We start from the raw sequence: 21,327 nt of genomic DNA, 5'->3' as shown, positions 1-21,327 counted from the left end.
AGGTTCAGGCCGTGGCCGTGGCGCCGAAGCGCTTCTCGATGTAGTTCTCGACCAGCGCGTGGAACTCAGCCGCGATGTTGTCGCCACGCAGCGTCAGCGCCTTCTCGCCGTCGATGAAGACGGGCGCCGCCGGCGCCTCGCCGGTGCCAGGCAGGCTGATGCCGATGTCGGCATGCTTGCTCTCGCCGGGGCCGTTGACGATGCAGCCCATGACGGCCACCTTCATCTCTTCGACGCCGGGGTACTTGTTGCGCCAGACCGGCATCTGCAGGCGCAGGAAGTCATCGATCTGCTTGGCCAGCTCCTGGAAGGTGGTGCTGGTCGTGCGGCCGCAGCCCGGGCAGGCAGTCACGCTGGGGTTGAAGTGGCGCAGGCCCAGCGACTGCAGGATCTCCAGGGCGACGACGACTTCCTGCGTGCGCGCCTCGCCCGGCTGGGGCGTCAGGCTGACGCGGATGGTGTCGCCGATGCCTTCCTGCGCCAGGATGCCCAAAGCGACCGACGACGCGACCGTACCTTTGGTGCCCATGCCGGCTTCGGTCAGGCCGAGGTGCAGCGCGTAATCGCAGCGGCGGGCCAGCTCGCGATAGACCGAGATCAGGTCCTGCACGCCGCTGACCTTGCAGCTGATGATGATGTTGTCCGGGTTCATGCCCAGTTCGGTCGCATAGGCGGCCGACGTCAGCGCGGACTCGACCAGCGCCTGGTACATGACCGGCTTGGCGCCCCAGGGTGTGGCACGGCGGGCGTTCTCGTCCATGAACTGCGCGAGCAGCTCCTGGTCCAGGCTGCCCCAGTTGACGCCGATGCGCACGACCTTGTCGTACTTCATCGCCGCCTCGATCATCTGGCCGAACTGCTTGTCCTTCTTCTCGCCCTTGCCCACGTTACCAGGGTTGATGCGGTACTTGGACAGCGCCTGCGCCATCGCCGGATACTCGGTGAGCAGGCGGTGGCCGTTGTAGTGGAAGTCACCCACCAGCGGCGTGTCGATGCCCATGCGGTCGAGCTGCTCGCGGATGTAGGGCACCTGCTCGGCCGCCTCGGGCGTGTTGACGGTGATGCGCACCATCTCCGAGCCCGCGATCGCCAGCTCCTTGACCTGGATGGCGGTGCCGATGGCGTCCACCGTGTCGGTGTTCGTCATGGACTGCACACGCACCGGCGCGTCACCGCCGACGGTGACGACGCGATTGCCCCACACCACACGGGCCTGGCGGCTCTTGCGAGGTGCAGGTGCGGCCTCGGGAATGATCCATTCGCTCATCAATTCAACTCCAGACGGGCGATGTTGTCTTTGGAACGGGCGGACAGGTCCAGCGCCGCGCCGCGCCATTCGATGCGCGTGCCGCTGACGTTGCCGATCCGCACCTTGTAGGGCGCCGCGCCGCCAAACACCTGCTGCTCGCCTGCGCCCAGCACGCGAGACAGCAAGGTCTGACCCTGGGCGTCGACGACCTCGACCCAGGTCTGCGACGTCGCGCTGATGCGCAAGGCCTGAGCCGCCGGCACGACCGGGGCCGGCGCAGGCTGGGCCACGACGGCGGGGGCTGCCCCTGGCGTTGCGACGGGCGCAACCCCAGGTGCTACAGCGGATGCCGGCGTCAGGACCGATGCGGGTGCTGGCGCAGAGGCCGGCGCCACCGGCGCCGCAGCAGCCACCAGCCCGGATGCGGGCTGCGCGGCGGGTGCAGCGACGAACTCCGCCGGCGCGCTGGCTGCGCCGCTGACGGCGGGAGGGAACGCGGGCGCGGCGACGGTGGCCGTGCCGGCATCGCCGGCGGGCAGCCAGCCAGCGGGGATCCAGTAGACCGCGGCAGCCGCCAGCAGCAGCAGGGCCGGACCCCAGACGACCGGGCGCGCCAGCAGGGCCAAGATGCCGCCGTCCACAGCACCGCCGCGCTCGCGGAAGGGCTGGTTCAATCCCGGGCGCACGTCGAACTCGCTGGAATTCACGCGCGGCAGCAGGGCCAACACCGGCGCCGCGTCGACCTTGAGCGCGCGGCACATCGCCGTTGCCAGCGCGCGGGCGAAGGTGGCGTCAGGCAGTTCGTCGTAACGGTCGCCTTCGAGCGACTCCAACTTGGCTTGCGGCACCTTCAGCATCACCGCCAGCGCGGCGATGTGCAGGCCCCGCTGCTGGCGGGCGTTCCTCAGCATGGCGCCGGCCGTCACGGGCTGGCTGGCTGATCCCTCGGACATGGATTGCATCGTCTCTTCTTGTCGTCGCCGCGGTGGCGGCCTTCAGTCGTAGCGGCCGGCGTCCAGCGCCTGCGTCTCGGGCGCCTGCGGGAACTTGCGGCGCAGGTGCTGGGCCAGATCGTCCACCGCAGCCGTGTTGCCCAGCTTGCGCTCGATGCGCAGCTGCAGCCACTGGCTCTGGGCGTTCAGCAACTCGGGCTGGTCGTTGACGCGCTTCACGTAGAAGCGCGCGCGCTGCAGCTCGCCATTGCGGAACAGCACTTCGGACAGGTTGATCGCCACCGCCGGGCTGGCCGGGTCCAGCTCGAAGGCGCGCGTCAGCGTCTTCTCGGCCACCAGCAGCCGGCCGGCGCGGGCTTCGCAGACGCCCTTGGCCAGCAGCGTGCGGGCCGGTGCGCGGTAGGTGGGCTGGGCCAGCGCCTGATCAAACAGCGAATCCGCCGCCTCCCAGCGCTGGCGCTGGCACAGGAACCAACCGTAGTTGTGCAGCGTGTCGGGGTCGCCCGGGTAGGCCGCCAGCGCGCGGCGGAAGCTGTCCTCGGCCAGCTGGTGATCGCCCATGGCCGCGTAGATGAGGCCGCGCAGGTTGACGGCCTCGCGCATCTCGGGCTTGGCCTGCTGCGCGAGCTTCAGCTCGTCCAGCGCGGTGGAGAACTGCCCGCGCGAGAAATAGCCCTGGGCCAGTTCGAGCCGGATGGCCGCGCGGCGGTCGGCATCGGTCTGGTCGGAGTCGGTCTTGATCTCGCGGTCCGCGGTGGGGGCGGTGCCGGTGGTGGCGCAGCCCGCGAGCAGTGCGGACAGCAGGAGGGGCAACAGTCGCTTCATCGAATCCTCGAAGGTAGCCACCAGGGCGTCAGGTGGATTTGGCCACCGTCACGGGGGCTCTGACCATGCGGATATGCGCGCGGGTGCGGTCCTGCACCTCGCCCGCCAGCTGGCCGCACGCGGCGTCGATGTCATCGCCGCGCGTCTTGCGCACGGTCGTCACGATGCCGGACTGGATCAGCACATCGGCAAAGGCCTGCACGCGCGCGTTGGTGCTGCGGATCAGGCCGGACGCCGGGAACGGGTTGAACGGGATCAGGTTGATCTTGCAATTCACCTGGCCCTTCAGCAGCCGGACCAGCTCGCGCGCCTGCTCCGGCGCGTCGTTCACCTCGTGCAGCATGCAGTACTCGAAGGTGATGAAGTCGCGCGGCGCCCTCTCCAGATAGCGGTTGCAGGCGTCAAGCAACTCGGCGATGAGGTACTTCTTGTTCAGCGGCACGAGCTGGTCGCGCAGGGGGTCCGTCGGTGCATGCAGACTGACGGCCAGCGCAACGGGGCAGTCCTCGCGCAGCCGGTCGATCATGGGTACGACGCCCGAGGTCGACACCGTCACGCGGCGGCGGCTCAGGCCGTAGCCATGGTCATCCAGCATGGTCTTCAACGACGGCACGAGCTGGTCGTAGTTCTGCAGCGGCTCGCCCATCCCCATCATCACGACGTTCGAGATGACGCGTTCGGTCGTGCCCTGCCGTTGACGCAGGTTGTGCTCGGCGAACCACAGCTGGGCCGTGATCTCGGCCGTCGTCAGGTTGCGGCTGAAGCCCTGGTGGCCGGTGGAGCAAAAGCGGCAGCCCACCGCGCAACCGGCCTGGCTGGAAATGCACAGCGTGCCGCGGTCGTCCTCGGGAATGAAGACAGCCTCGACCGCATTGCCGGCGCCGACGTCGAACAGCCACTTGATGGTGCCATCGGTCGACACATGCTCCGAGATCACCGGCAACGCGGTGATCTGGGCGCGCCCCTTGAGCTTGTCTCGAAGGGACTTGGCAAGGTCGGACATCTGCTCGAAGTCCGACGCGCCCTTCTGGTGGATCCAGCGGAACAGCTGGGTCGCACGGAATTTCTTTTCGCCCAGTTGCTCGCAGTAGGCGGCCAGCCCTTGCAGATCGAATCCGAGCAGGTTGACCGCATCCATGGCGAGCTCCCGGGCCGGGGTCACCGACCCCGTTGGGGTTTCTTAACGGCCGGCGTAGACGTTCATGCCGGGGAAGAAGAACGCCACTTCGACGGCGGCCGTCTCGGCAGCGTCGGAGCCGTGCACGGCGTTGGCGTCGATGCTGTCGGCGAAGTCGGCGCGGATGGTGCCCTTCTCGGCCTTCTTCGGATCGGTCGCGCCCATCAGGTCACGGTTCTTCAGGATGGCGCCTTCGCCTTGCAGCGCCTGGATCATCACCGGGCCGCTGACCATGAAGTTGACCAGGTCGTTGAAGAACGGACGGGCCTTGTGGACGGCGTAGAACTGCTCGGCTTCGACGCGCGACAGGTGCACCATTTTGGCGGCCACGACCTTCAGGCCGGCCGCTTCGAAGCGGGCGTAGATCTGGCCGATGACGTTCTTCGCCACGGCATCGGGCTTGATGATGGACAGGGTGGTTTCGATCGCCATTGAGTTCTCCTGAAGGGCTGTATTGGACAAAGCCTGCGATTGTAGCGGGCAGGGATGACCCTAGTGACGGGCCATCCGCCCGGAAGTCAACGCCGGCCTCCAAAGCCGCCGCCGGAGCGACCACCGCCGCCACCGCCCTTGCCGCCGCGGCCGCCACCTCCACCTCCACCACCGCCGCCGCGGCGCAGGAAGGCGTCGCCGCCGATGTAGCCCACGGAGGTCTGCATCGGATCCGGCTCGCGCTGGCCACCCGGCTGCTTCTTGCCGGGCTTTTGCGGGTGGTTCTGCTGGCTGCCGCCAGCGCCGAAGCCCTGCGGAATGCCGCGCTTGCCACCGGTCGCATGGCGACGGTCGAAGGTCTGCTCCAGCGGATTGACGTAGGCGGGAATGAAGCCATCGTCCTCCTCGTCGTCATCCCGGCGTTGCACCCGCTCCTCGCGCGGCGGGCGCGGCTGCTGCGGCTCCGGCGGCCGGCTCGGGCGCGGCCCCACGCCGCCGTGGCGGTCGTCGGAGCGACGCTTGTTGCGGTCCTTCCTGTCCTGCTGCTGCAGCGCGGCCGGCTGTTGCTGCGGCTGGCCGTTGTGAGAGCCATGGCCGGCGAGGCGGCGGATGATGCGCACATCGTCGTCGCCCAGTTCCACCCAGACGCCGCGCTTCAGGCCGCGCGGCAGCACCACGGTGCCGTAGCGGATGCGGATCAGCCGGCTGACGACCATGCCAACCGCCTCGAACAGCTTGCGCACCTCGCGGTTGCGGCCTTCCGTGATGACCACGCGGTACCAGCGGTTGGCGCCTTCGCCGCCGCCGTCCTCAATGCTCTTGAACGACGCGGTCTGGCCCTCGACGCTGACGCCTTCCAGCAGCCTGCTGCGCTGTTCGTCGCTCAGCGAGCCCAGCACGCGGGCCGCGTACTCGCGCTCGACACCGAAGCGCGGGTGCATCAGCTGATTGGCCAGTTCGCCAGAGTTCGTGAACAGCAGCAGGCCTTCGGTGTTGATGTCCAGGCGACCAACGGACTGCCACTTCTGGCCTTGCACACGCGGCAGCGAGCGGAACACGGTTGGCCGCCCCTCGGGATCGTTGAACGTGGACACCTCGCCAGTGGGCTTGTGGTAGGCCAGGATGCGCGGGTTGGGCGGCGAGATGCGCACGCGCACATCCTTGCCGTTGACGCGCACGCGGTCGCCGAACGAGATGCGCTGGCCCACGTGGGCCACCTCGCCATTCACCTCGATCTTGCCTTCGGCAATCCATTCCTCAATGTCACGGCGCGAGCCGATCCCGGCCTGCGCCAGCACCTTCTGCAGCTTGGGCGCGTCGGCCTCGGCGGCCAGCACACGCTTGCCTTCGCCGTCGACCGCACCGCCCTCGTCATCGGACTCGGGGCGCAGCGTCGGCGGCGCATCCGCCGGGCCTTCCGATTCCACATCCAGGTTGCCGGACAGCACGTCGGCGAAGCGCGCACCGGCGGCCTCGACCAGTTCGGGTGCCAGCACCGGGCCCGCAGGCTCGCTGCCGCCCTGCGCCTCGCCTACCTGACGCTCGCCGCGCTCCTTGCGGTTGCGCCGGCGGTTGCGGCCACGTCCACCACGTTCGCCGTCCTCACCCTCACCCTCACCCTGGACGCCTTCAGCGCCTTCAGCGCCTTCAGCCGCTTCGGCGCCTTCAGCCCCACCTGCCGCTTCTGCCCTTCCGGCAGCGTCACCGGGCGCGCTGCGGCCGTCCGCCGCGTCGTCGCCCAACGTGAACAGCGGCAGCGTGACGGGCGCCGCAGCGGTCTCCGGTTGCCCCTCGGCAGCCGAGACAGCGGCCTTGCGCGGCGCACGCTTGCGTGCCGGCGCCGGCCCTTCGGCGGAGTCGTCGGCCGGCTCCAACGGCAGCGCCGCGGCTTCGCCCTCCACATCAGCCGCCTTGCGTCGCGTGCGCTTGGCCGCGGGGACCGGCGCTTCCGGCGCGCCCTCCACGGCAGCGGGCACGGCGTCAGGGGCAGCCACCTTGGCCGTCGTGCGACGACGCTTGGGTGCGGCGGTCGCCTCGCCGTCGGCGGCAGGTGTCAGGGACTTGTCTTGTTCGGCAGCGTCGTTCATGCGGATTGGAGCGGGTTTTGCGGGGACGGATCGGAAGGATCGGGGAAATCGGAGGGGGGCAGCGCCGGCGTACCGTCGGCCCCGAAAAGGCTTTGCGTCGGCGCCTGGGCAGGCGCAACGACAGGGTCGGCAGTGGCGGCGTCGGTTGGCACGTCGGCCGCAGCCTCGATGGGCTCCTCGACGGCCGGCTCGGCTGCTGCCGGTTCATCACGCTCGGCGACGTCCAGCAACTGTCCTTGCAGCGCCTCGAAGGCCGGCGGTTCGGTGCCGACCTCCAGAGCCGGCAACTGATCCAGGCTCGCCAGGCCCAGGTCATCGAGGAAGGCCTTGGTCGTCGCGTACAGCGCCGGGCGGCCGGGCGTCTCGCGGTGGCCGATGGCGTCGATCCAGCCGCGGTCTTCGAGCTGCTTGATGATCTGGCTGGCGACGACGACACCTCGGATGTCCTCGATGTCGCCACGCGTCACCGGTTGCCGGTAGGCAATGATGGCAAGCGTCTCCAGCACGGCCCGCGAGTAGCGCGGCGGCTTCTCGGGGTGCAGCCGGTCGAGGTACTCGCGCAGCTCGGGCCGGCTCTGGAAGCGCCAGCCTGAAGCCAGCGCCACCAGCTCGACGCCCTTGCCGTCCCAATCACGGGTCAGATCGTCGAGCAGGCTGCGCACGCTGTCGGCACCCAGCTCGTCGGCAAACAGGCTGCGCATCTCGCGCAGCGTCAGCGGCTGCGAGGCACAGATCAGCGCGGTTTCGAGGACGCGCTTGGCATCCTGGGTATTCATGAACTCAACTTCGCACCCTCAATGGGTAGAGCTCTGGCGTTGGCCCCGCAGCTGCGCGCATCAAGCGTTCGTCAGGCTGCTGAGGCGGGTCTGGCGCCCTGCCCGGCCATCCAGAGGCCAGGCGCACCAGCGATTCGGTCGTCGGCTTCCGGATTCAACTGCGGTCCGGCGTGCGCTGCGCCCTCTCGGCACAACACGCTGACACGACAACCGGGATGCATTGTAGCCATGTCAGCCGGACAGCCCCGGCGCGCCGATTTCGGACCACGCCGCAGCCAGGTCTGCCGGCAATGGTGCGGTCAGGACAAGCGCCTCGCCGGTGACCGGGTGCCGGAACGAAAGCCGCGCCGCGTGCAGCGCCTGGCGAGACAGGCCCAGGGCCGCGGCCCCGCCGTACAGCGCGTCGCCCACCAGCGCGTGGCCGCTGTGCGTTAGGTGCACGCGGATCTGGTGCGTGCGGCCCGTGTGCAGCACGCAGTGCACCGCACTGACGGGTCGGCTCTGTACGCCGACTTTCACCTCGCTCACGCCCAGCGGGTACACGTCGGTGCGCGCCGGCTTGCCCAGGTTGGCCGGTGCGATGGCCATCTTGACGCGCGACACTGGATCGCGGCGCAGCGCCTGCTCGACGACGAAAGCCTCCTCGACGCGCCCCCAGGCCAAAGCCAGGTACTCCCGGTGCACCTCGCGGGCGGCGATCTGGCGGCTCAACGCCGTGACGGCTTCCAGCGTCTTGCCGACGACCATCAGCCCGCTGGTGTCCTTGTCCAGCCGGTGCACGATGCCCGCGCGCGGCAGCGTGGCGGCGGCCGCATGGCGGGCCAGCAGGCCGTTCATCAGCGTGCCCGACCAGTTGCCGGGCGCCGGGTGCACGACGAGACCGACCGGCTTGTCGATGACGGCCAGGTGCTCGTCCTCGAAGACGACGGCCAGCGCCATCGGCTCAGCGCGGAAGGCGCGGCTCTCGTCTGTGGGCTGCAGCTCGACCTCGACGCGCTGGCCAGCGCGCAGCCGCTGGGCCGGCTTGGCGAGCGGCCTGCCGTCGGCTGTCACACAGCCCCGCTCGATCAGCGACTGCAGGTGGTTGCGCGAAAACTCTGGCGCCAGTCCGGTCAGCCAGCGGTCCAGGCGCTCACCGTGACCGGCGGCATCGACCTCCGCACCGCGACGCTCGGGAGCGTCGTCGGCAGCGGCAAGTTCGCCCGCCTCGTCTTCCGGGTCCGGCAGACCCCCCGCCCTATACTCCGCGTCCATCGTTCCTTGTGACCAGCCGGCAGCATCGCCGTCGACTTCAGACATGTTTGTTGAGAAATTCAAGGCCGGCCGCATCGTCGCCGGCGCCGTGCTGATGGCTTTCGCGCTGGGCCTGAGCGGCTGTGGCTCCACGGCCAAGGAGGATCCAAACTCGCAGGCTGCACTGGACAAATTGTATGCAGACGCCAAGGACGACCTGAGCTCCGGCAGCTACGACCGCGCGATCAAGACGCTGGAGCGCATCGAAGGCCGCGCCGCCGGCACGACGATGGGTCAGCAGGCGACGCTGGATGTCGCCTGGGCTTATCACAAGACCGGCGAGCGCGCGCAGGCTGTGTCGACGCTGGACCGCTTCATCAAGCTGAACCCGTCCAGCCCGGCGATGGACTACGCCCTCTACATGAAGGGCATCGTCAACTTCAACGAAGACCTGGGTCTATTCGGCCGCTTGGCCAATCAGGACGTGTCCGAGCGCGACCAGCAGGCCTCGCGCGAGGCGCTGCTGGCCTTCCGCCAGCTCGTGGAGCAGTTCCCCGAATCCAAGTACACGCCGGACGCGACGCAGCGCATCAACTTCATCACCAACACGTTGGCGGCCTACGAGATCCACGTGGCACGCTACTACTACAATCGCAAGGCTTATGTGGCCGCGGCGAACCGCGCGCAGTCGGCCGTGGCCGAGTTCCAGTACGCGCCCGGCATCGAGGAAGCGCTCTACATCATGGGCGAGAGCTACGACAAGCTGGGCCTTGCGCAGCTGCGCGACGACGCGCGTCGCGTGCTGGACAAGAACTTCCCCGACAGCCAGTACGCCAGCGGCGGCGGCAAGCGCAAGAAGCCTTGGTATCAGCTGTGGTGAACTGAACAAGAACGGGCCTCTTCAGGCCCGTTCTTCATTGAGCAGCTGCAGCCAGGCCAGCGCTTCGGCCTCGTTGGCGACGGGCGTCATCGGCGGCAGCGCTCCGCGCAGGCGGCGGCCGTAGTTCATGCCCGCCATGCGCGGGTCGCATACCACCAGCAGGCCGCGGTCGGTCTCGGTGCGGATCAGCCGGCCCGCGCCCTGCTTCAGCGCGATGGCGGCCTCGGCGACGAAGTACTCCGAAAACGCGTTGCGGCCCTGCGCCTCCAGCCGCTGCACGCGTGCCTCCACGAGCGGGTCGTTGGGCGGCGGGAACGGCAGCTTGTCGATGACGACGCATTGCAGCCCGTCGCCCGGCACGTCGATGCCCTCCCAGAAGCTGGCCGAGCCCAGCAGCACCGAGCGCGGGTTGTCGATGAAGCGCTGCAGCAGCACGCGCTTGGGCGCCGCCCCCTGCTGCAGCACTGCGATGTCGTCGCCGCCCTCCTCGAAGCGCTCGCGCAGCGCGTCGCCCACGGTTTGCAGGTTGCGCAGCGTCGTTGTCAACACGAAGGTGCGACCGCCCAGCGCACGCGCCAGGCGTGACGCGAGCAGCGCGACGCTGGGCGGGTGGGTCGGCTCGCTGGGCTTGGGAAAGCCGCGCGGCACGTACAGCCGCGCATGCGCCGGGTAGTCGAACGGGCTGCCGACGCGCAGGATCTCGGCGTCGGTCAACCCGGCCGGCTCGGTGAACCAGGTCAGACCGTCGTCGTCGCCCAGCGTGGCGGACGTGAACACCCAGGCCTTGGGCACGCCCTCAAGCTGCTGCTGCATCGCCTCGCGTATGTCCAGCGGCGACTCGACCAGCCGCGCGCCGTGCGGGCTCAGGTCTATCCAGCGCACGTCACCTGGATCGGGCTCGGCGGCAAACACCTTGGCCAGGTCACGCAGTTGCTGCGCGCGCTCGCACAGCCGCGCGAAATCCGGCGCCGCCTCGCGCACGGCGGTCAACGCCTCCAGTGCCGCAGCACAGGCCGTCTCGACACCGGCCAGCGCGGTCGCAAAGGCCGGCTGGTGCGCACGCTCCTTCCAGCCCAGCTTCAGCGTGCCGCGCAGTTCGCGGCCTGCCGTGGCCAGCGGGCCAGCGGCGGCCAGGCGCAGCTCGCGCGCTGCTTTCTCGACACCGGCATGCAGCGCCTGCCAGTCGTGCACGCCGCGCGGATGGGCCAGCCCTTGCGCCAGCGTGTCGCGCGCGAAGTCGATCAGCTGCGACGTGCCCAGCACGGTGCCGAGGAACTGCACGCCCGCCTCGGCCAGCTGATGGGCCTCGTCGAAGATCGCGATCTCCACACTCGGCAGCAGCTCCGCCACGCCGGTGTCACGCAGCGTCAGGTCGGCGAAGAACAGGTGGTGGTTGACCACCACCACGTCGGCCTCCATCGCCTCGCGACGCGCCTTGACGACATGGCAGGCCTTCCAGTCGGGGCACTCCTGCCCCAGGCAGTTCTCGCGGCTGGAGCTGACGATGGGGATGATGGGCGCGCGCTCGTCCAGCCCGTCGATCTCGGCGAAGTCGCCGCTCTTGGTGATCTGCGCCCAGCGCTCGATGCGCGCCAGCGACAGCGCCGTGCGCCGGTCCGGGAACTCGCCGGAAACACGCGCCTCCTTCATGCGGTGCAGGCACAGGTAGCTGCCGCGCCCCTTCAGCAGCGCCAGCCGCAGCGGGGTCTGCAGCGCCTGGGTCAGACGCGGCAGGTCGCGCAGAAAGAGCTGGTCCTGCAGGCTCTTGGTGGCGGTGCTGATCAGCGCGCGGCTGCCGGACAGCAGCGTCGGCACCAGGTAGGCGAACGTCTTGCCGACACCGGTGCCGGCCTCCACCACGAGCGCCTGGCGCCGGCTCAGCGCGCGCGCCACGGCGCGGCTCATCTGCAGCTGCGGTTCGCGCGGCTTGTAGCCGCGGTCCAGCCGCGCCAGGGGGCCACCGGCGTCGAACGCGGCCTCCACGGCCTGGGCCAGCTCGTCGGCGGCAGGAGCAGGCTGGGGCGTGGCCTGGTCGAGCTGGTCCAGCCAGTCGTCGAGGTCAGGCGGGTTCATCAGGCGTGGTTTCGAGTTCCAGCCGGGCGATCATGTCGCGCAGCGCTAGGCGGCGCTTTTTCAGACGCTGCACGGCCAGCTCGTCCACCGGCGCCTGATCGGCCAGGCGGTCGATGGCCGCGTTCAGCTCCGCGTGCTCCATGCGCAGTTCGATGAGCCGCCGCGTCAACGAGTGAAGTTGTTCATCCATTCCGGGGGTTACAAGTGCGCGTCGCAGCGGAGCAGAGCGAGCGGACCAGTATAGTTTTCGCCATGCCGCCTCCCACCGCCGCCGGTTTCCGAATCAATGCCGCCACCGGCACTCATCGCGGTGACCGCGCCTATCAACAGGACCAGGTGGCCGTCATTGCGCACCCTCGCATCGAGGGCTGCGTGATGGGCATCGTGGCCGACGGCATGGGCGGCAAGAGCGGCGGCCGCAAGGCGGCTGACCAGGTCATCCTGACCGCACGTCAGCTGTTCGAGCGCTACTCGCCCGAGGACGAATCGCCCGCCGAGCTGCTGGGTCAGATCGCGTCCGAGGCTCATCTGATGATCAAGCTGACGGCCATCTCCGCCGAGGAGGAGCCGCACAGCACCATCGCGGGCTTCGTCGTCACCAGCGACCGCTGCGTGCACTGGATGCATTCCGGCGACTCCCGCATCTACTGGTTCCGCGGCGCCCGCCTGGTGAAGCGCTCGATGGACCATTCCTACGTGCAGCGCCTCGTCGACGAAGGTCAGCTGACCGAGGCCGAGGCCAGCACGCATCCACAGAGCAACCTGCTGACCGCCTGCCTGGGCACGACGCAGGACCCGACCTCCACCTCAGAGCGCTTCGAGGACCTGGAAGTCGGTGACACGCTGATGTGCTGCAGTGACGGGCTGTGGCACTACTTCACGGCGCAGGAGCTGGGCAGCGTGCTCTACAGCCTGCCGCCGCGCGAGGCGGCGGAGCTGCTGGTCAGCAAGGCCCGTCAGCGCGCCCGCGGCGGCGGCGACAACCTGTCCATCGCCATCGTCAAGCTCGAAGCGCTGGACTGAGCGCGGCGTCCACCGTCGCCATCACCTCGTCGACGCTGCACCATCCGCCCTCGTCGCGGCGCAGCAGCGTCACCGTCGAGCCCCACGGCGCCCAGCGCCTCGGGTCCGTCGGCCCCAGCACACTGAGGAGCCGCGCGCCCACGCCCGCCGCCATGTGGGCCGGCCCGGTGTCGTTGGACACCACCACACCGGCCAGCTGCAGCAGAGCGTTGTAGACGCCCAGACTTATGCCTTCGAGTCGCTCCACCTGCGGGTAGAGCAGCTGGGCGCCCTCAACCTCGGCCGGCCCGGGCACGATGACGACCTGCCGCCCTGCCGCGTGCAGCCGCTGCACGAACTCCGGGAAGGCCGGCCAGCTGCGGTCCAGAAACTCCACCTGCCCGTTCGCGAACGGGCAGATCAGCACGAACCGGCCAGGTAGGATGCCCTGTGGCTTCAGCAACGCCTGCGCTGCATCGCGCTGCGCCTGTGTGACCGTCATGCCGATGTCCGCCGGCGGCTCGGCTTGGATGCCCAGGAAGTCGCACGCCAACTCCCAGTACTCGACCAGCGTGTGCCTGCCGGCGCGGCGCGGGTGCCCCCGGCGCATCAGCCAGGTGCGGCCGTCGCCCGCATGGCCCTCGGCCTGCAGTCCCGCCAAGCGGGCATCCAGCGCGGCCGAGAAAGCGTAGGGCAACAGCAGCATGTTGGCGCGCCGGTCGAAGCCGGGGTCTTGCGCCTTCAGGCGCTGCCGCAGCTCACGCAGCTGCGCGACGCGGTCGCTGAGCTTGGCGGGCCGCACGTGCACCGACCAGCCTTCAGCCTCCAACAGCCCGCGCGCCCACCCTTTGCCGACCAGCTCCAGCCGGTAGCCATGCTGGGCCAGCAGGCGCAGCGCGGGCAGGCTCAGCACCGTGTCACCGACGAAGTTGCGCAGACGCACGATCAGGGGTCGTTCCGACGGGCTGGACAGGGAAGTGGCTTCTATCATCCGCAGCTCTTGAAAGAGCGCGGAATTCTGCCTGCGCGAGCACCTCCACCATGCCCGAGATCACCCTGCCCTCTGCCGCCGAAGTGATCGCCGCCCACGACGCGGCGCTGACCTCGGCACCCGTGACCGTCGAACCCGACGACCTGCGCGGCTGGATCGCCGCCAACCACTTCCACAACCGCAGCCTGTGGGCCCAGGAGGATCTCGCCCGCCGCAAGCTGGCGCCCGACGCCGAGATCGTCGCCAACAAGCGTGCCATCGACCGCCACAACCAGCAGCGCAACGACGCCATCGAGCGCGTGGACGAATTCCTGCTGTCGGCACTGGGCTTGGTGGACCCCGCCACCCTCACCGCCGCCCTGCCGCGCAGCACGGTGGCGCCGGGCGCGCGGCTGAACAGCGAGACGGCCGGGTCCATGCTGGACCGCATCTCCATCCTGGGGCTGAAGATCGCCGCCATGCGCGAGCAGACACTGCGCACCGACGTGGACGACGCGCACCGGGAGAGCTGCGATGAGAAGCTGCAGCGCCTCTCGCAGCAGCGTCTCGACCTGGGCGCCTGTTACGACGAGCTGCTGGCCGACGCGCGCGCTGGCCGCGCGTATTTCAAGGTCTACCGCCAGTTCAAGATGTACAACGACCCGCGGCTGAACCCGGCACTGGTGGCGGAGTCCAAGTGATCCCGACACGCTTCGCGGCCAATCTGGATTGGCTGTATGCGGAGCACGCCTATCTGGATCGCGGCGCGGCGGCGCTTGCCGACGGGTTTGGCTCGGTCGAGCTGCAGCAGCCGCATCTGCATGACATCGACGTGCTCGCAACGCGGCTGGCGGGCCTGCGCATCGCCCTCATCAACGCGCCCGCCGGCGACTGGGCGGCGGGCGAACGCGGTTGTGCGGCACTCGCAGGCCACGAGGCGGCGTTCCGCAGGCAAATGCTGCACGGCCTTGCGCTGGCGGCCCGGCTCGGGGCGCCGCGTGTGCACGTGCTGTCCGGCCTCGCCGACGACACGCCCGCCACGCGCGCGACCTGGCTTGCCAACCTAGACTGGGCCGCCAGCCAGACGCCGGACGGGGTCACGTTGGTGATCGAGCCCATCAACCGCCGCGACATGCCGGGCTACTTCCTGCACAGCCAGGCCCAGGCACTGGAGCTGCTGGCGCAACTGAACTCGCCCCGCGTGAGGCTGCAGCTGGACCTGTACCACTGCCGCGTGGCGGAGGGCGAATCGCTGAGCCACCTGAAACGGGCGCTGGAGCTTCAAGTGCTCGGCCATGTGCAGCTGGCCGGCGAGGTCGGGCGCCACGAGCCTCGGGCGGGCGAATACGCCGCCGAGCTGGCGCTGCTGGACGATCGACGCTGGGCCGGCAGCGTGGGGCTGGAGTACCGCCCCCGTGCCGGTACGTCCGCCGGGCTGCACTGGCTCAGCGCGGCAGGCGCGCGCTGATCAGGCCGTGCAGCGCCTCGGCCAGCGCGCGGCGGTCCTGGCCTGGTGAAGGCACCACTGGCAGGACCTGCACGTCGACACACAGCCCGCGCGCCGCCGCGATGCGCCACAGACTCTGGACCAGAGTGGTGTCACCGATGAACTGCGCCGCAACGCTGAAGGGCTGGCCGGGTTCATGCCAGCGCAGCACCAGCGGCAGCACCGGCGCCTGGGTGGACACCGCCGCTTGCAGCAGGTTGGCGTGGAAGGGCAATAGCGCTGATCCGGCACCGGTCGTGCCTTCGGGGAAGACGGCCACGCAGTCGCCCGCCTGCAGCGCAGCAGCTGTCTGGTGAACGACGCGCAGCGCGTCGCGCTTGCTGGTGCGCTCGATGAAGAGCGTGCCCACGCCCTCTACCAGTGCGCCGACCAGCGGCCAGTGCTTCACGTCGGACTTGGACACGAAGCGCGCCTGCGGCAGCACCGCATGCACGGCCGCGATGTCGAGCCAGGACACGTGGTTCGCAACGACCAGGTGTCCTCCCGCCAGCGGACGACCGTGGCAGGTCAAGGTGATGCCCAGCAATCGCAGCGTCTTGGCCGACCACCACTGGATACGCTGGTGCTTCTCCGCCGACGTCAGCTGCACGAAGCGGCGCTTGACGATCCACAGGCCGTGCAGCACATGCGGCACGAGGCGCACCAGGCGCCCGGCCGCCAGCAGGCCATTCATGCCGCCTCGTAGGCGATGTGACCGGCCACCAGCGTGGCGCGCACGCGCGCCGGCAGCTCGAAGCCACTGGACGCGTAGGCGAACGGCGTGTGCTTACCCTGGCTGGCCAGTTGCTCGGGCGTGACCGCCCAGCTGGACTTGGCGTCGAACACGCAGACATCGGCCACGCCGCCTTCCACGAGGCGGCCGGCGCTGGCTGCCAGCGACCCGAGCGCCGGGCCCATGACGCGAACCGGCTCGGATGTGACCACCGCCAGCGCGCGCTGCAATGGCAGGCCCGCGTCCTGCGCCCAGCGCATGGCCAGGCTGAGCAGCAGCTCCAGGCCGGTGGCGCCCGGCGTGGCCTCGGCGAAGGGCACGGCCTTCTCGTCGGTCGTCACGGGCATGTGGTCGGACACCAGCGCGTCGAGGGTGCCGTCGGCGAGGCCGGCGCGCAGCGCGTCGCGGTCGCGGCCCTGGCGCAGCGGCGGCGTCAGTCGCATCGCGGAGTCGAAGTAGCCGATGTCCACGTCGCTGAGGTGCAGCGAGTTGATGGACACGTCGGCCGTGACCGGGAGGCCTTCGCGCTTGGCCGCGCGCAGCAGCTCCACACCGGCGGCGCTGGAGATGCGGCACAGGTGAACACGCGCACCGGTGCTGCGCATCAGCTCGAACAGCGTGTGCATGGCCACGGTCTCCGCGCTGACGGGCACGCCGGACAGGCCCAGCCGGGTGGCGACCGCCCCGCTGGCGGCCACGCCGCCGCCCAGCCAGGCGTCCTGCGGGCGCAACCAGACGGTGTAGCCATAGGTGGCCGCGTACTGCAGCGCACGGCTCAGCACCAGCGTGTCCTTGATGGGCACCTCAGCCTGCGAGAAGCCGATGCAGCCGGCCTCGGTCAGCTCGGCCATCTCTGTCAGCGCGGCTCCGCTCAACTGGCGCGTCAGCGCGCCGAGCGGGAACAGCCGGCAGCGGCTCAGCTTGCGAGCGCGGAACTTCAGCATCTCGACGAGGCCGGGCTCGTCGAGCACGGGGTCGGTGTCGGGCGGGCAGACCAGGCTGGTCACGCCACCGGCAGCTGCAGCGGCCAGTTCGCTTTCCAGCAGGCCTTCGTGCTCGTGGCCGGGCTCGCGCAGTCGGGCGCACAGGTCGACGAGGCCGGGGGCAACGACCAGGCCGGTGGCGTTCAGGGTGCGGTCGGCGGTGAAGTCGCCGACCTCACCCAGCTTGACGATGCGGCCGTTGGCGATGGCGACGTCGCCGGTGCGGTCGAGGCCGGAGGCGGGGTCGATGAGACGACCGTTCTGGATCAAGATCTTCATGCTCATGCCTCGTTGCCAGCCAGGATGGCCATGACGGCCATGCGCACCGCGATGCCGAATGTCACTTGGGGCAGGATCACGCTGCTCTTGCCGTCCGCCACTTCGGATGCGATTTCCACGCCGCGGTTGATGGGGCCGGGGTGCATGACGATGGCGTCCGGCTTGGCGAGCGCCAGCTTCTCGGGCGTGAGGCCGAAATTCTTGAAGAACTCGCCGCTGCTGGGCAGCATCGCGCCGCTCATGCGCTCGTTCTGCAGGCGCAGCATGATGATGACGTCGGCGTCCTTCACGCCCTCTGCCATGTCGTGGCACACGCGCACGCCCATGTCGCGCAGGTCGCCCGGCACCAGCGTCTTAGGGCCGACCGCGCGGATCTCGGGCACGCCCAGGATGCTCAGCGCATGGATGTCGCTGCGGGCGACGCGTGAGTGCACGATGTCGCCGACGATGGCCACCGTCAGGTTGCGGAAGTCCTTCTTGAAGTGCCGGATGGTGTACATGTCCAGCAGCCCCTGCGTCGGGTGCGCATGCCGGCCGTCACCGGCGTTGACCACGTGCACGTGCGGTGCGCAGTGCTGAGCGATCAGGTAGGGAGCACCGCTCTCGCTGTGGCGCACGACGAACATATCCGCGTGCATGGCGCTGAGGTTGGCGACGGTGTCCAGCAGCGTCTCGCCCTTGGCGGTGGAGCTGCGCGCGATGTCCAGGTTGATGACGTCCGCGGACAGGCGCTTGGCGGCGATCTCGAAGGTGGTGCGGGTGCGCGTGCTGTTCTCGAAGAACAGGTTGAACACCGACTTGCCGCGCAGCAGCGGTACCTTCTTGACCTCGCGGTCGTTGACAGACAGGAAGCTGCCGGCCGTGTCCAGGATCTGCTCGATGACCGCGCGCGGCAGGCCTTCGATGGACAGCAGATGGATCAGCTCGCCATGCTTGTTGAGTTGGGGGTTTCGTTTGCTGAGCATCACAGGACTCCCTCAGGGCCGACCCAAGGGCGGCCGAAGCCTGCGCGGGGGGCGGTGAACGAAGTGAACGTGGGGGCCATTACTTCACCTCGAACGCGAATCGTCGGTCTTCGTTGCGCACCAAGCGCAGGCTCTGGTTGGCGTCGAGCGTCACCCGGGCGGCCGAGAAGGCCGCCTCGATGGGCAACTGACGCCCGCCGCGGTCGACCAGCACCGCCAGCTGCACGCACGCCGGGCGGCCGAAGTCGAAGAGCTCGTTGATGACCGCCCGCGTCGTGCGGCCGGTGTAGAGCACGTCGTCGATCAACAGGATGTCGCGCCCATTCACCTCGAACGGCAACGTCGTGTGGTCGGCCTTGGCGAGGCCACGCGAGCCGAAGTCGTCACGATGCAGTGCGCTGGAGATGGTGCCTGCAGCCACGCCGAGATCGGCTGCCAGCCGCTCGGCCAGCCAGGCGCCGCCGCTCCAGATGCCCACCAGGGCGGTGTCGGCGGTCAGCAGTCGCTGCACGCCTTTCTTCAGCTCAAGGTACAGGCCTTCAGCGTCCAGCTTGAGGTCGCTCATGGGTGCTCTCTGAAAAATTGTTCGAGGATCAGCGCGGCGGCCGCCGCATCCACGTCGTGCGCGCCTTGGGCCTCGGCCTCAACGCTGGTGTAGCGCTCGTCGACCTCGAAGACCGGCAGGTGGTAGCGCCCGCAGAGACGGCGGCCGAAGTTCTGCGCCTTGGCGGTCATCTCGTGCGGCGCCCCGTCCGGATGGCGTGGGACACCGATGACCAGGGCGTCGGGCTGCCAGGTCTTGATGAGCGCCGCGATGGCCTCGAAGTCGCCGCCCCTGATGGTGCCGCGCGGCTCGGCCGCTGCCAGCAGGCGAGTGCCGCTGGCCACGCCAATGCGGCGCAGGCCGAAGTCGAAAGCAAGAAAGGATTGAAGCAGGGAAGGCGATGCCACTGCGGCCATCACGCGTGACCTGCATCGGCGCTGAGCATGCGCGGGTCCACGCCCAGGAGCGCAAGCGCGCGCTCGTAGCGCAGCTCCACCGGCGTCTCGAAGATGATGGCGGGGGAAGCGTCCACCGTCAGCCAGCCATTGCGGCCGATCTCTTCCTCCAGCTGGCCCGCGGCCCAGCCGCTGTAGCCCAGCGTCACCAGCAACCGCTTGGGGCCCGCGCCATTGGACAGTGCCTCCAGCACATCGCGGCTGGTGGTCATCTCCAGCCCGCCCGGCACGGCCAGTGTCGCGTTGTAGTGATTGCCCTCGGCGTCCAGCGGCTCGTGCAGCACGAAGCCCCGGTCGGTCTGCACCGGGCCGCCATAGTAGACGGGCGTCTCCGCCAGTGGATCCGCCGGCGGGCTCAACTCCACCTTCTCGAACAGCGTACCCAGCGTCAGCGTGGTCGGCTTGTTGACGACCAGCCCCAACGCACCGTTGTCGTTGTGCTCGCACAAGTAGACGACCGTTCCTGCGAAAGCCTCGTCAGCCATGCCGGGCATGGCGATGAGGAACTGGTTGATCAGGGAAATCCGTTCGGCAGCCATGGAAGGCATTTTATTCTGCGAGGCATGACCTCCTCCGATGAAGCTGTTGACCGTGCCCTTGTCTGGTTCCGCCGCGACCTGCGCGTGGATGACAACGCCGCGCTCCACCACGCCCTGAAGCGGGCCAAACAGGTGTTCTGCATCTTCGTGCTGGACCGCGACATCCTTGAGGCCCTGCCACGGGAGGACCGCCGCGTGCAGTTCATCCTCGAGGCGTTGCAAGTGCTGGACGACGACTTGCGCCGGCTGGGCGGCGCGCTGATCGTGCGGCATGGTTTCGCGTCCGACGAGATACCGCGGCTGGCCGCCGAACTAGGTGCACAGGCCGTCTTCGCGAATCACGACGACGAGCCACAGGCACTCAAGCGGGATGCCTTGATCGCAGAGTTGCTCGGCAGCTTCAACGCGAAGATGCAAACGTTCAAGGATCACGTGATCTTCGAGCGCCGTGAGGTCATGACGGCTGCGGGCGGCCCGTATGGCGTGTTCACGCCGTACAAGAACGCATGGCTGAAGAAGGTCGATGCGTTCTATCTGCGCAGCTATCCGGTTGAACGACATGCAAAGGCCCTGGCGAAGACCCCATCAGCCAATGGCGTGCCCCAGCTGAGCGATATCGGCTTCAAACCAGGCGGGCTCATCGCCCACGTCGGCAAAGGGAGTCGCGGCGCCGAGGCGCTGCTGGACGACTTTCTCGAACGAATCCAGGACTACGACAAGAAGCGAAACTTCCCCGCCGTCAAGGGCCCCAGCTATCTCAGCACGCACCTGCGCTTCGGCACAGTGTCCATCCGACGACTCGCGCGCATTGCGCACGAGATGATGCAGGGCGGCGACCACGGCGCCGAGGTCTGGCTGTCCGAACTGATCTGGCGAGACTTCTATCACCAAGTCATGCACCACCATCCGCACGCGATGAGTGCGGCCTTCCGCCCTGAGTACGATGCCATCGTCTGGGAAGCGGGGCCTCGAGCCGATCGCCTATTCGACGCGTGGTGCGAAGGCCGCACCGGCTACCCACTCGTGGATGCGGCCATGCGCCAGCTCAACCAGACCGGCTACATGCACAACCGCCTGCGGATGGTGACGGCCAGCTTCCTCACCAAGGATCTGGGGCTGGACTGGCGCCGCGGCGAAGCTTATTTCGCAGCGCAACTGCTGGACTTCGATCTGGCCGCCAACAACGGCGGTTGGCAATGGGCAAGCAGCAGCGGTTGCGACGCGCAGCCGTACTTCCGCATCTTCAACCCGACAGCGCAAAGCGACAAGTTCGACGGACAGGGTAAGTTCATTCGCCGCTACTGCCCTGAGCTGGCCTCACTGGACGACCGAGCCATCCACGCCCCATGGGCGCGAGCGCCGCTCGAAATGCAGGGGATCGACTACCCCAAACCCATCGTCGACCATGCTGAAGCGCGAGAGCAGACGCTGAGGCGTTATGGGGTCGTCAAGGGCAAGACAACTTGAGGTGCCTGCACTGCTTGGGGGTTGGCAAGAGATGCGTGGCGATGGCACACCTGACGAGAAGATTCGGCGCAGAAGCCACGACGCCACCAAACCAGCGATTGGAACCAGGCGACCACTGCCGCTCTGTCAGTTGCGTTCCGAATTCCCAAAAGCAAAACCCCCACCATCTTTCAATGGTGGGGGTTGGCTCAATAAATAGCCTGACGATGACCTACTTTC

At 68.8% G+C, this 21,327-nt stretch carries 22 protein-coding genes; 5 read left to right on the top strand and 17 right to left on the bottom strand.

Annotated features, from left to right (window positions below):
• Nucleotides 1–4: 4 nt before the first annotated feature.
• The 8 genes from ispG to ACG02S_RS12160 all read right to left on the bottom strand — a co-directional run bounded on the left by ispG (nt 5) and on the right by ACG02S_RS12160 (nt 8,753).
• On the bottom strand, nt 5–1,267 hold the full coding sequence (gene ispG / locus ACG02S_RS12195) for a flavodoxin-dependent (E)-4-hydroxy-3-methylbut-2-enyl-diphosphate synthase (RefSeq protein WP_394470740.1): 1,263 nt from the start codon (nt 1,265–1,267) through the stop codon (nt 5–7).
• Nucleotides 1,267–2,211, bottom strand: a complete 945-nt coding sequence (locus ACG02S_RS12190; RefSeq protein WP_394470739.1) for a helix-turn-helix domain-containing protein — start codon at nt 2,209–2,211, stop codon at nt 1,267–1,269. The genes ispG and ACG02S_RS12190 overlap by 1 nt, the downstream gene beginning before the upstream one ends.
• 33 nt (nt 2,212–2,244) lie before the next feature.
• Nucleotides 2,245–3,027, bottom strand: a complete 783-nt coding sequence (gene pilW / locus ACG02S_RS12185) for a type IV pilus biogenesis/stability protein PilW (protein ID WP_394470738.1) — start codon at nt 3,025–3,027, stop codon at nt 2,245–2,247.
• 28 nt (nt 3,028–3,055) lie between these two features.
• Nucleotides 3,056–4,165, bottom strand: coding sequence for a dual-specificity RNA methyltransferase RlmN (rlmN, locus tag ACG02S_RS12180; protein ID WP_394470737.1), 1,110 nt, complete (start codon nt 4,163–4,165; stop codon nt 3,056–3,058).
• 42 nt (nt 4,166–4,207) lie between these two features.
• Entirely contained in the window at nt 4,208–4,636 is a 429-nt protein-coding gene (gene ndk, locus ACG02S_RS12175) for a nucleoside-diphosphate kinase (RefSeq protein WP_394470736.1), read from the bottom strand.
• A gap of 86 nt (nt 4,637–4,722) precedes the next feature.
• Nucleotides 4,723–6,723, bottom strand: coding sequence for a 23S rRNA pseudouridine(2605) synthase RluB (rluB, locus tag ACG02S_RS12170; protein ID WP_394470735.1), 2,001 nt, complete (start codon nt 6,721–6,723; stop codon nt 4,723–4,725).
• Nucleotides 6,720–7,499 (bottom strand): SMC-Scp complex subunit ScpB, encoded by a 780-nt coding sequence (scpB, locus tag ACG02S_RS12165; RefSeq protein ID WP_394470734.1) that lies wholly within the window; start codon nt 7,497–7,499, stop codon nt 6,720–6,722. Before scpB ends, rluB begins: the two co-directional genes overlap by 4 nt.
• A 231-nt stretch (nt 7,500–7,730) precedes the next feature.
• Complete coding sequence (locus tag ACG02S_RS12160; RefSeq protein ID WP_394471137.1) at nt 7,731–8,753, bottom strand: RluA family pseudouridine synthase; 1,023 nt, start codon at nt 8,751–8,753, stop codon at nt 7,731–7,733.
• A gap of 43 nt (nt 8,754–8,796) precedes the next feature.
• Between ACG02S_RS12160 and ACG02S_RS12155 the strand changes: the two genes are divergently transcribed.
• Nucleotides 8,797–9,612: an outer membrane protein assembly factor BamD gene (locus ACG02S_RS12155; RefSeq protein ID WP_394470733.1), complete on the top strand. Its 816-nt coding sequence runs from the start codon at nt 8,797–8,799 to the stop codon at nt 9,610–9,612.
• Between the two features lie 21 nt (nt 9,613–9,633).
• On the opposite strand, the gene ACG02S_RS12150 is transcribed toward ACG02S_RS12155, so the two are convergent.
• Nucleotides 9,634–11,685: a DNA repair helicase YoaA gene (locus tag ACG02S_RS12150; RefSeq protein WP_394470732.1), complete on the bottom strand. Its 2,052-nt coding sequence runs from the start codon at nt 11,683–11,685 to the stop codon at nt 9,634–9,636.
• Nucleotides 11,672–11,875 carry a YdcH family protein gene (locus ACG02S_RS12145; RefSeq protein WP_394470731.1) on the bottom strand — a complete coding sequence of 68 codons (204 nt, stop codon included), beginning with the start codon at nt 11,873–11,875 and terminating at the stop codon, nt 11,672–11,674. The genes ACG02S_RS12150 and ACG02S_RS12145 overlap by 14 nt, the downstream gene beginning before the upstream one ends.
• Nucleotides 11,876–11,937: 62 nt before the next feature.
• Between ACG02S_RS12145 and ACG02S_RS12140 the strand changes: the two genes are divergently transcribed.
• A complete protein-coding gene (locus ACG02S_RS12140) occupies nt 11,938–12,708 on the top strand; it encodes a PP2C family protein-serine/threonine phosphatase (RefSeq protein WP_394470730.1) in 771 nt (256 codons plus the stop codon).
• Here the strand turns inward: ACG02S_RS12140 and ACG02S_RS12135 are convergent.
• The gene (locus tag ACG02S_RS12135) at nt 12,686–13,630 is read right to left on the bottom strand and encodes a glycosyltransferase family 9 protein (RefSeq protein ID WP_394470729.1); all 945 of its coding nucleotides are present in this window, start codon (nt 13,628–13,630) and stop codon (nt 12,686–12,688) included. The two genes, ACG02S_RS12140 and ACG02S_RS12135, sit on opposite strands and share 23 nt — an antisense overlap.
• Before the next feature lie 98 nt (nt 13,631–13,728).
• Here ACG02S_RS12135 and ACG02S_RS12130 point away from each other — a divergent pair, with 98 nt between their 5' ends.
• Nucleotides 13,729–14,358 (top strand): DUF4254 domain-containing protein, encoded by a 630-nt coding sequence (locus tag ACG02S_RS12130; RefSeq protein ID WP_394470728.1) that lies wholly within the window; start codon nt 13,729–13,731, stop codon nt 14,356–14,358.
• Nucleotides 14,355–15,125: a hydroxypyruvate isomerase family protein gene (locus ACG02S_RS12125; RefSeq protein WP_394470727.1), complete on the top strand. Its 771-nt coding sequence runs from the start codon at nt 14,355–14,357 to the stop codon at nt 15,123–15,125. Before ACG02S_RS12130 ends, ACG02S_RS12125 begins: the two co-directional genes overlap by 4 nt.
• Here the strand turns inward: ACG02S_RS12125 and ACG02S_RS12120 are convergent.
• The 6 genes from ACG02S_RS12120 to ACG02S_RS12095 all read right to left on the bottom strand — a co-directional run bounded on the left by ACG02S_RS12120 (nt 15,103) and on the right by ACG02S_RS12095 (nt 19,650).
• Entirely contained in the window at nt 15,103–15,837 is a 735-nt protein-coding gene (locus ACG02S_RS12120; RefSeq protein ID WP_394470726.1) for a lysophospholipid acyltransferase family protein, read from the bottom strand. The two genes, ACG02S_RS12125 and ACG02S_RS12120, sit on opposite strands and share 23 nt — an antisense overlap.
• The gene (locus ACG02S_RS12115; RefSeq protein WP_394470725.1) at nt 15,834–17,138 is read right to left on the bottom strand and encodes a dihydroorotase; all 1,305 of its coding nucleotides are present in this window, start codon (nt 17,136–17,138) and stop codon (nt 15,834–15,836) included. Before ACG02S_RS12115 ends, ACG02S_RS12120 begins: the two co-directional genes overlap by 4 nt.
• 2 nt (nt 17,139–17,140) lie before the next feature.
• A complete protein-coding gene (locus tag ACG02S_RS12110; protein WP_394470724.1) occupies nt 17,141–18,103 on the bottom strand; it encodes an aspartate carbamoyltransferase catalytic subunit in 963 nt (320 codons plus the stop codon).
• Between the two features lie 79 nt (nt 18,104–18,182).
• Complete coding sequence (gene pyrR / locus ACG02S_RS12105; RefSeq protein ID WP_394470723.1) at nt 18,183–18,668, bottom strand: bifunctional pyr operon transcriptional regulator/uracil phosphoribosyltransferase PyrR; 486 nt, start codon at nt 18,666–18,668, stop codon at nt 18,183–18,185.
• On the bottom strand, nt 18,665–19,063 hold the full coding sequence (ruvX, locus tag ACG02S_RS12100; protein WP_394470722.1) for a Holliday junction resolvase RuvX: 399 nt from the start codon (nt 19,061–19,063) through the stop codon (nt 18,665–18,667). Before ruvX ends, pyrR begins: the two co-directional genes overlap by 4 nt.
• Nucleotides 19,063–19,650, bottom strand: coding sequence for a YqgE/AlgH family protein (locus ACG02S_RS12095; protein ID WP_394470721.1), 588 nt, complete (start codon nt 19,648–19,650; stop codon nt 19,063–19,065). Before ACG02S_RS12095 ends, ruvX begins: the two co-directional genes overlap by 1 nt.
• A gap of 15 nt (nt 19,651–19,665) precedes the next feature.
• Between ACG02S_RS12095 and ACG02S_RS12090 the strand changes: the two genes are divergently transcribed.
• Nucleotides 19,666–21,108, top strand: coding sequence for a cryptochrome/photolyase family protein (locus ACG02S_RS12090; protein ID WP_394470720.1), 1,443 nt, complete (start codon nt 19,666–19,668; stop codon nt 21,106–21,108).
• Nucleotides 21,109–21,327 lie beyond the last annotated feature (219 nt).

The organism is Pelomonas dachongensis (assembly GCF_043555865.1).
In the GTDB taxonomy this organism is placed as follows: Bacteria; Pseudomonadota; Gammaproteobacteria; order Burkholderiales; family Burkholderiaceae_C; genus Pelomonas; species Pelomonas dachongensis.
The sequence above is the reverse complement of the archived record's forward strand: the minus strand, read 5'-3'. Positions and strand labels throughout refer to the sequence as shown.

Bases quoted from the DNA above. Each gene is read 5' to 3' on its own strand.
- ispG (WP_394470740.1), bottom strand. From the start codon at position 1,267: ATGAGCGAATGGATCATTCCCGAGGCCGCACCTGCACCTCGCAAGAGC.
- ACG02S_RS12190 (WP_394470739.1), bottom strand. From the start codon at position 2,211: ATGCAATCCATGTCCGAGGGATCAGCCAGCCAGCCCGTGACGGCCGGC.
- pilW (WP_394470738.1), bottom strand. From the start codon at position 3,027: ATGAAGCGACTGTTGCCCCTCCTGCTGTCCGCACTGCTCGCGGGCTGC.
- rlmN (WP_394470737.1), bottom strand. From the start codon at position 4,165: ATGGATGCGGTCAACCTGCTCGGATTCGATCTGCAAGGGCTGGCCGCC.
- ndk (WP_394470736.1), bottom strand. From the start codon at position 4,636: ATGGCGATCGAAACCACCCTGTCCATCATCAAGCCCGATGCCGTGGCG.
- rluB (WP_394470735.1), bottom strand. From the start codon at position 6,723: ATGAACGACGCTGCCGAACAAGACAAGTCCCTGACACCTGCCGCCGAC.
- scpB (WP_394470734.1), bottom strand. From the start codon at position 7,499: ATGAATACCCAGGATGCCAAGCGCGTCCTCGAAACCGCGCTGATCTGT.
- ACG02S_RS12160 (WP_394471137.1), bottom strand. From the start codon at position 8,753: ATGGACGCGGAGTATAGGGCGGGGGGTCTGCCGGACCCGGAAGACGAG.
- ACG02S_RS12155 (WP_394470733.1), top strand. From the start codon at position 8,797: ATGTTTGTTGAGAAATTCAAGGCCGGCCGCATCGTCGCCGGCGCCGTG.
- ACG02S_RS12150 (WP_394470732.1), bottom strand. From the start codon at position 11,685: ATGAACCCGCCTGACCTCGACGACTGGCTGGACCAGCTCGACCAGGCC.
- ACG02S_RS12145 (WP_394470731.1), bottom strand. From the start codon at position 11,875: ATGGATGAACAACTTCACTCGTTGACGCGGCGGCTCATCGAACTGCGC.
- ACG02S_RS12140 (WP_394470730.1), top strand. From the start codon at position 11,938: ATGCCGCCTCCCACCGCCGCCGGTTTCCGAATCAATGCCGCCACCGGC.
- ACG02S_RS12130 (WP_394470728.1), top strand. From the start codon at position 13,729: ATGCCCGAGATCACCCTGCCCTCTGCCGCCGAAGTGATCGCCGCCCAC.
- ACG02S_RS12120 (WP_394470726.1), bottom strand. From the start codon at position 15,837: ATGAATGGCCTGCTGGCGGCCGGGCGCCTGGTGCGCCTCGTGCCGCAT.
- ACG02S_RS12115 (WP_394470725.1), bottom strand. From the start codon at position 17,138: ATGAAGATCTTGATCCAGAACGGTCGTCTCATCGACCCCGCCTCCGGC.
- ACG02S_RS12110 (WP_394470724.1), bottom strand. From the start codon at position 18,103: ATGCTCAGCAAACGAAACCCCCAACTCAACAAGCATGGCGAGCTGATC.
- pyrR (WP_394470723.1), bottom strand. From the start codon at position 18,668: ATGAGCGACCTCAAGCTGGACGCTGAAGGCCTGTACCTTGAGCTGAAG.
- ruvX (WP_394470722.1), bottom strand. From the start codon at position 19,063: ATGGCCGCAGTGGCATCGCCTTCCCTGCTTCAATCCTTTCTTGCTTTC.
- ACG02S_RS12095 (WP_394470721.1), bottom strand. From the start codon at position 19,650: ATGCCTTCCATGGCTGCCGAACGGATTTCCCTGATCAACCAGTTCCTC.
- ACG02S_RS12090 (WP_394470720.1), top strand. From the start codon at position 19,666: ATGACCTCCTCCGATGAAGCTGTTGACCGTGCCCTTGTCTGGTTCCGC.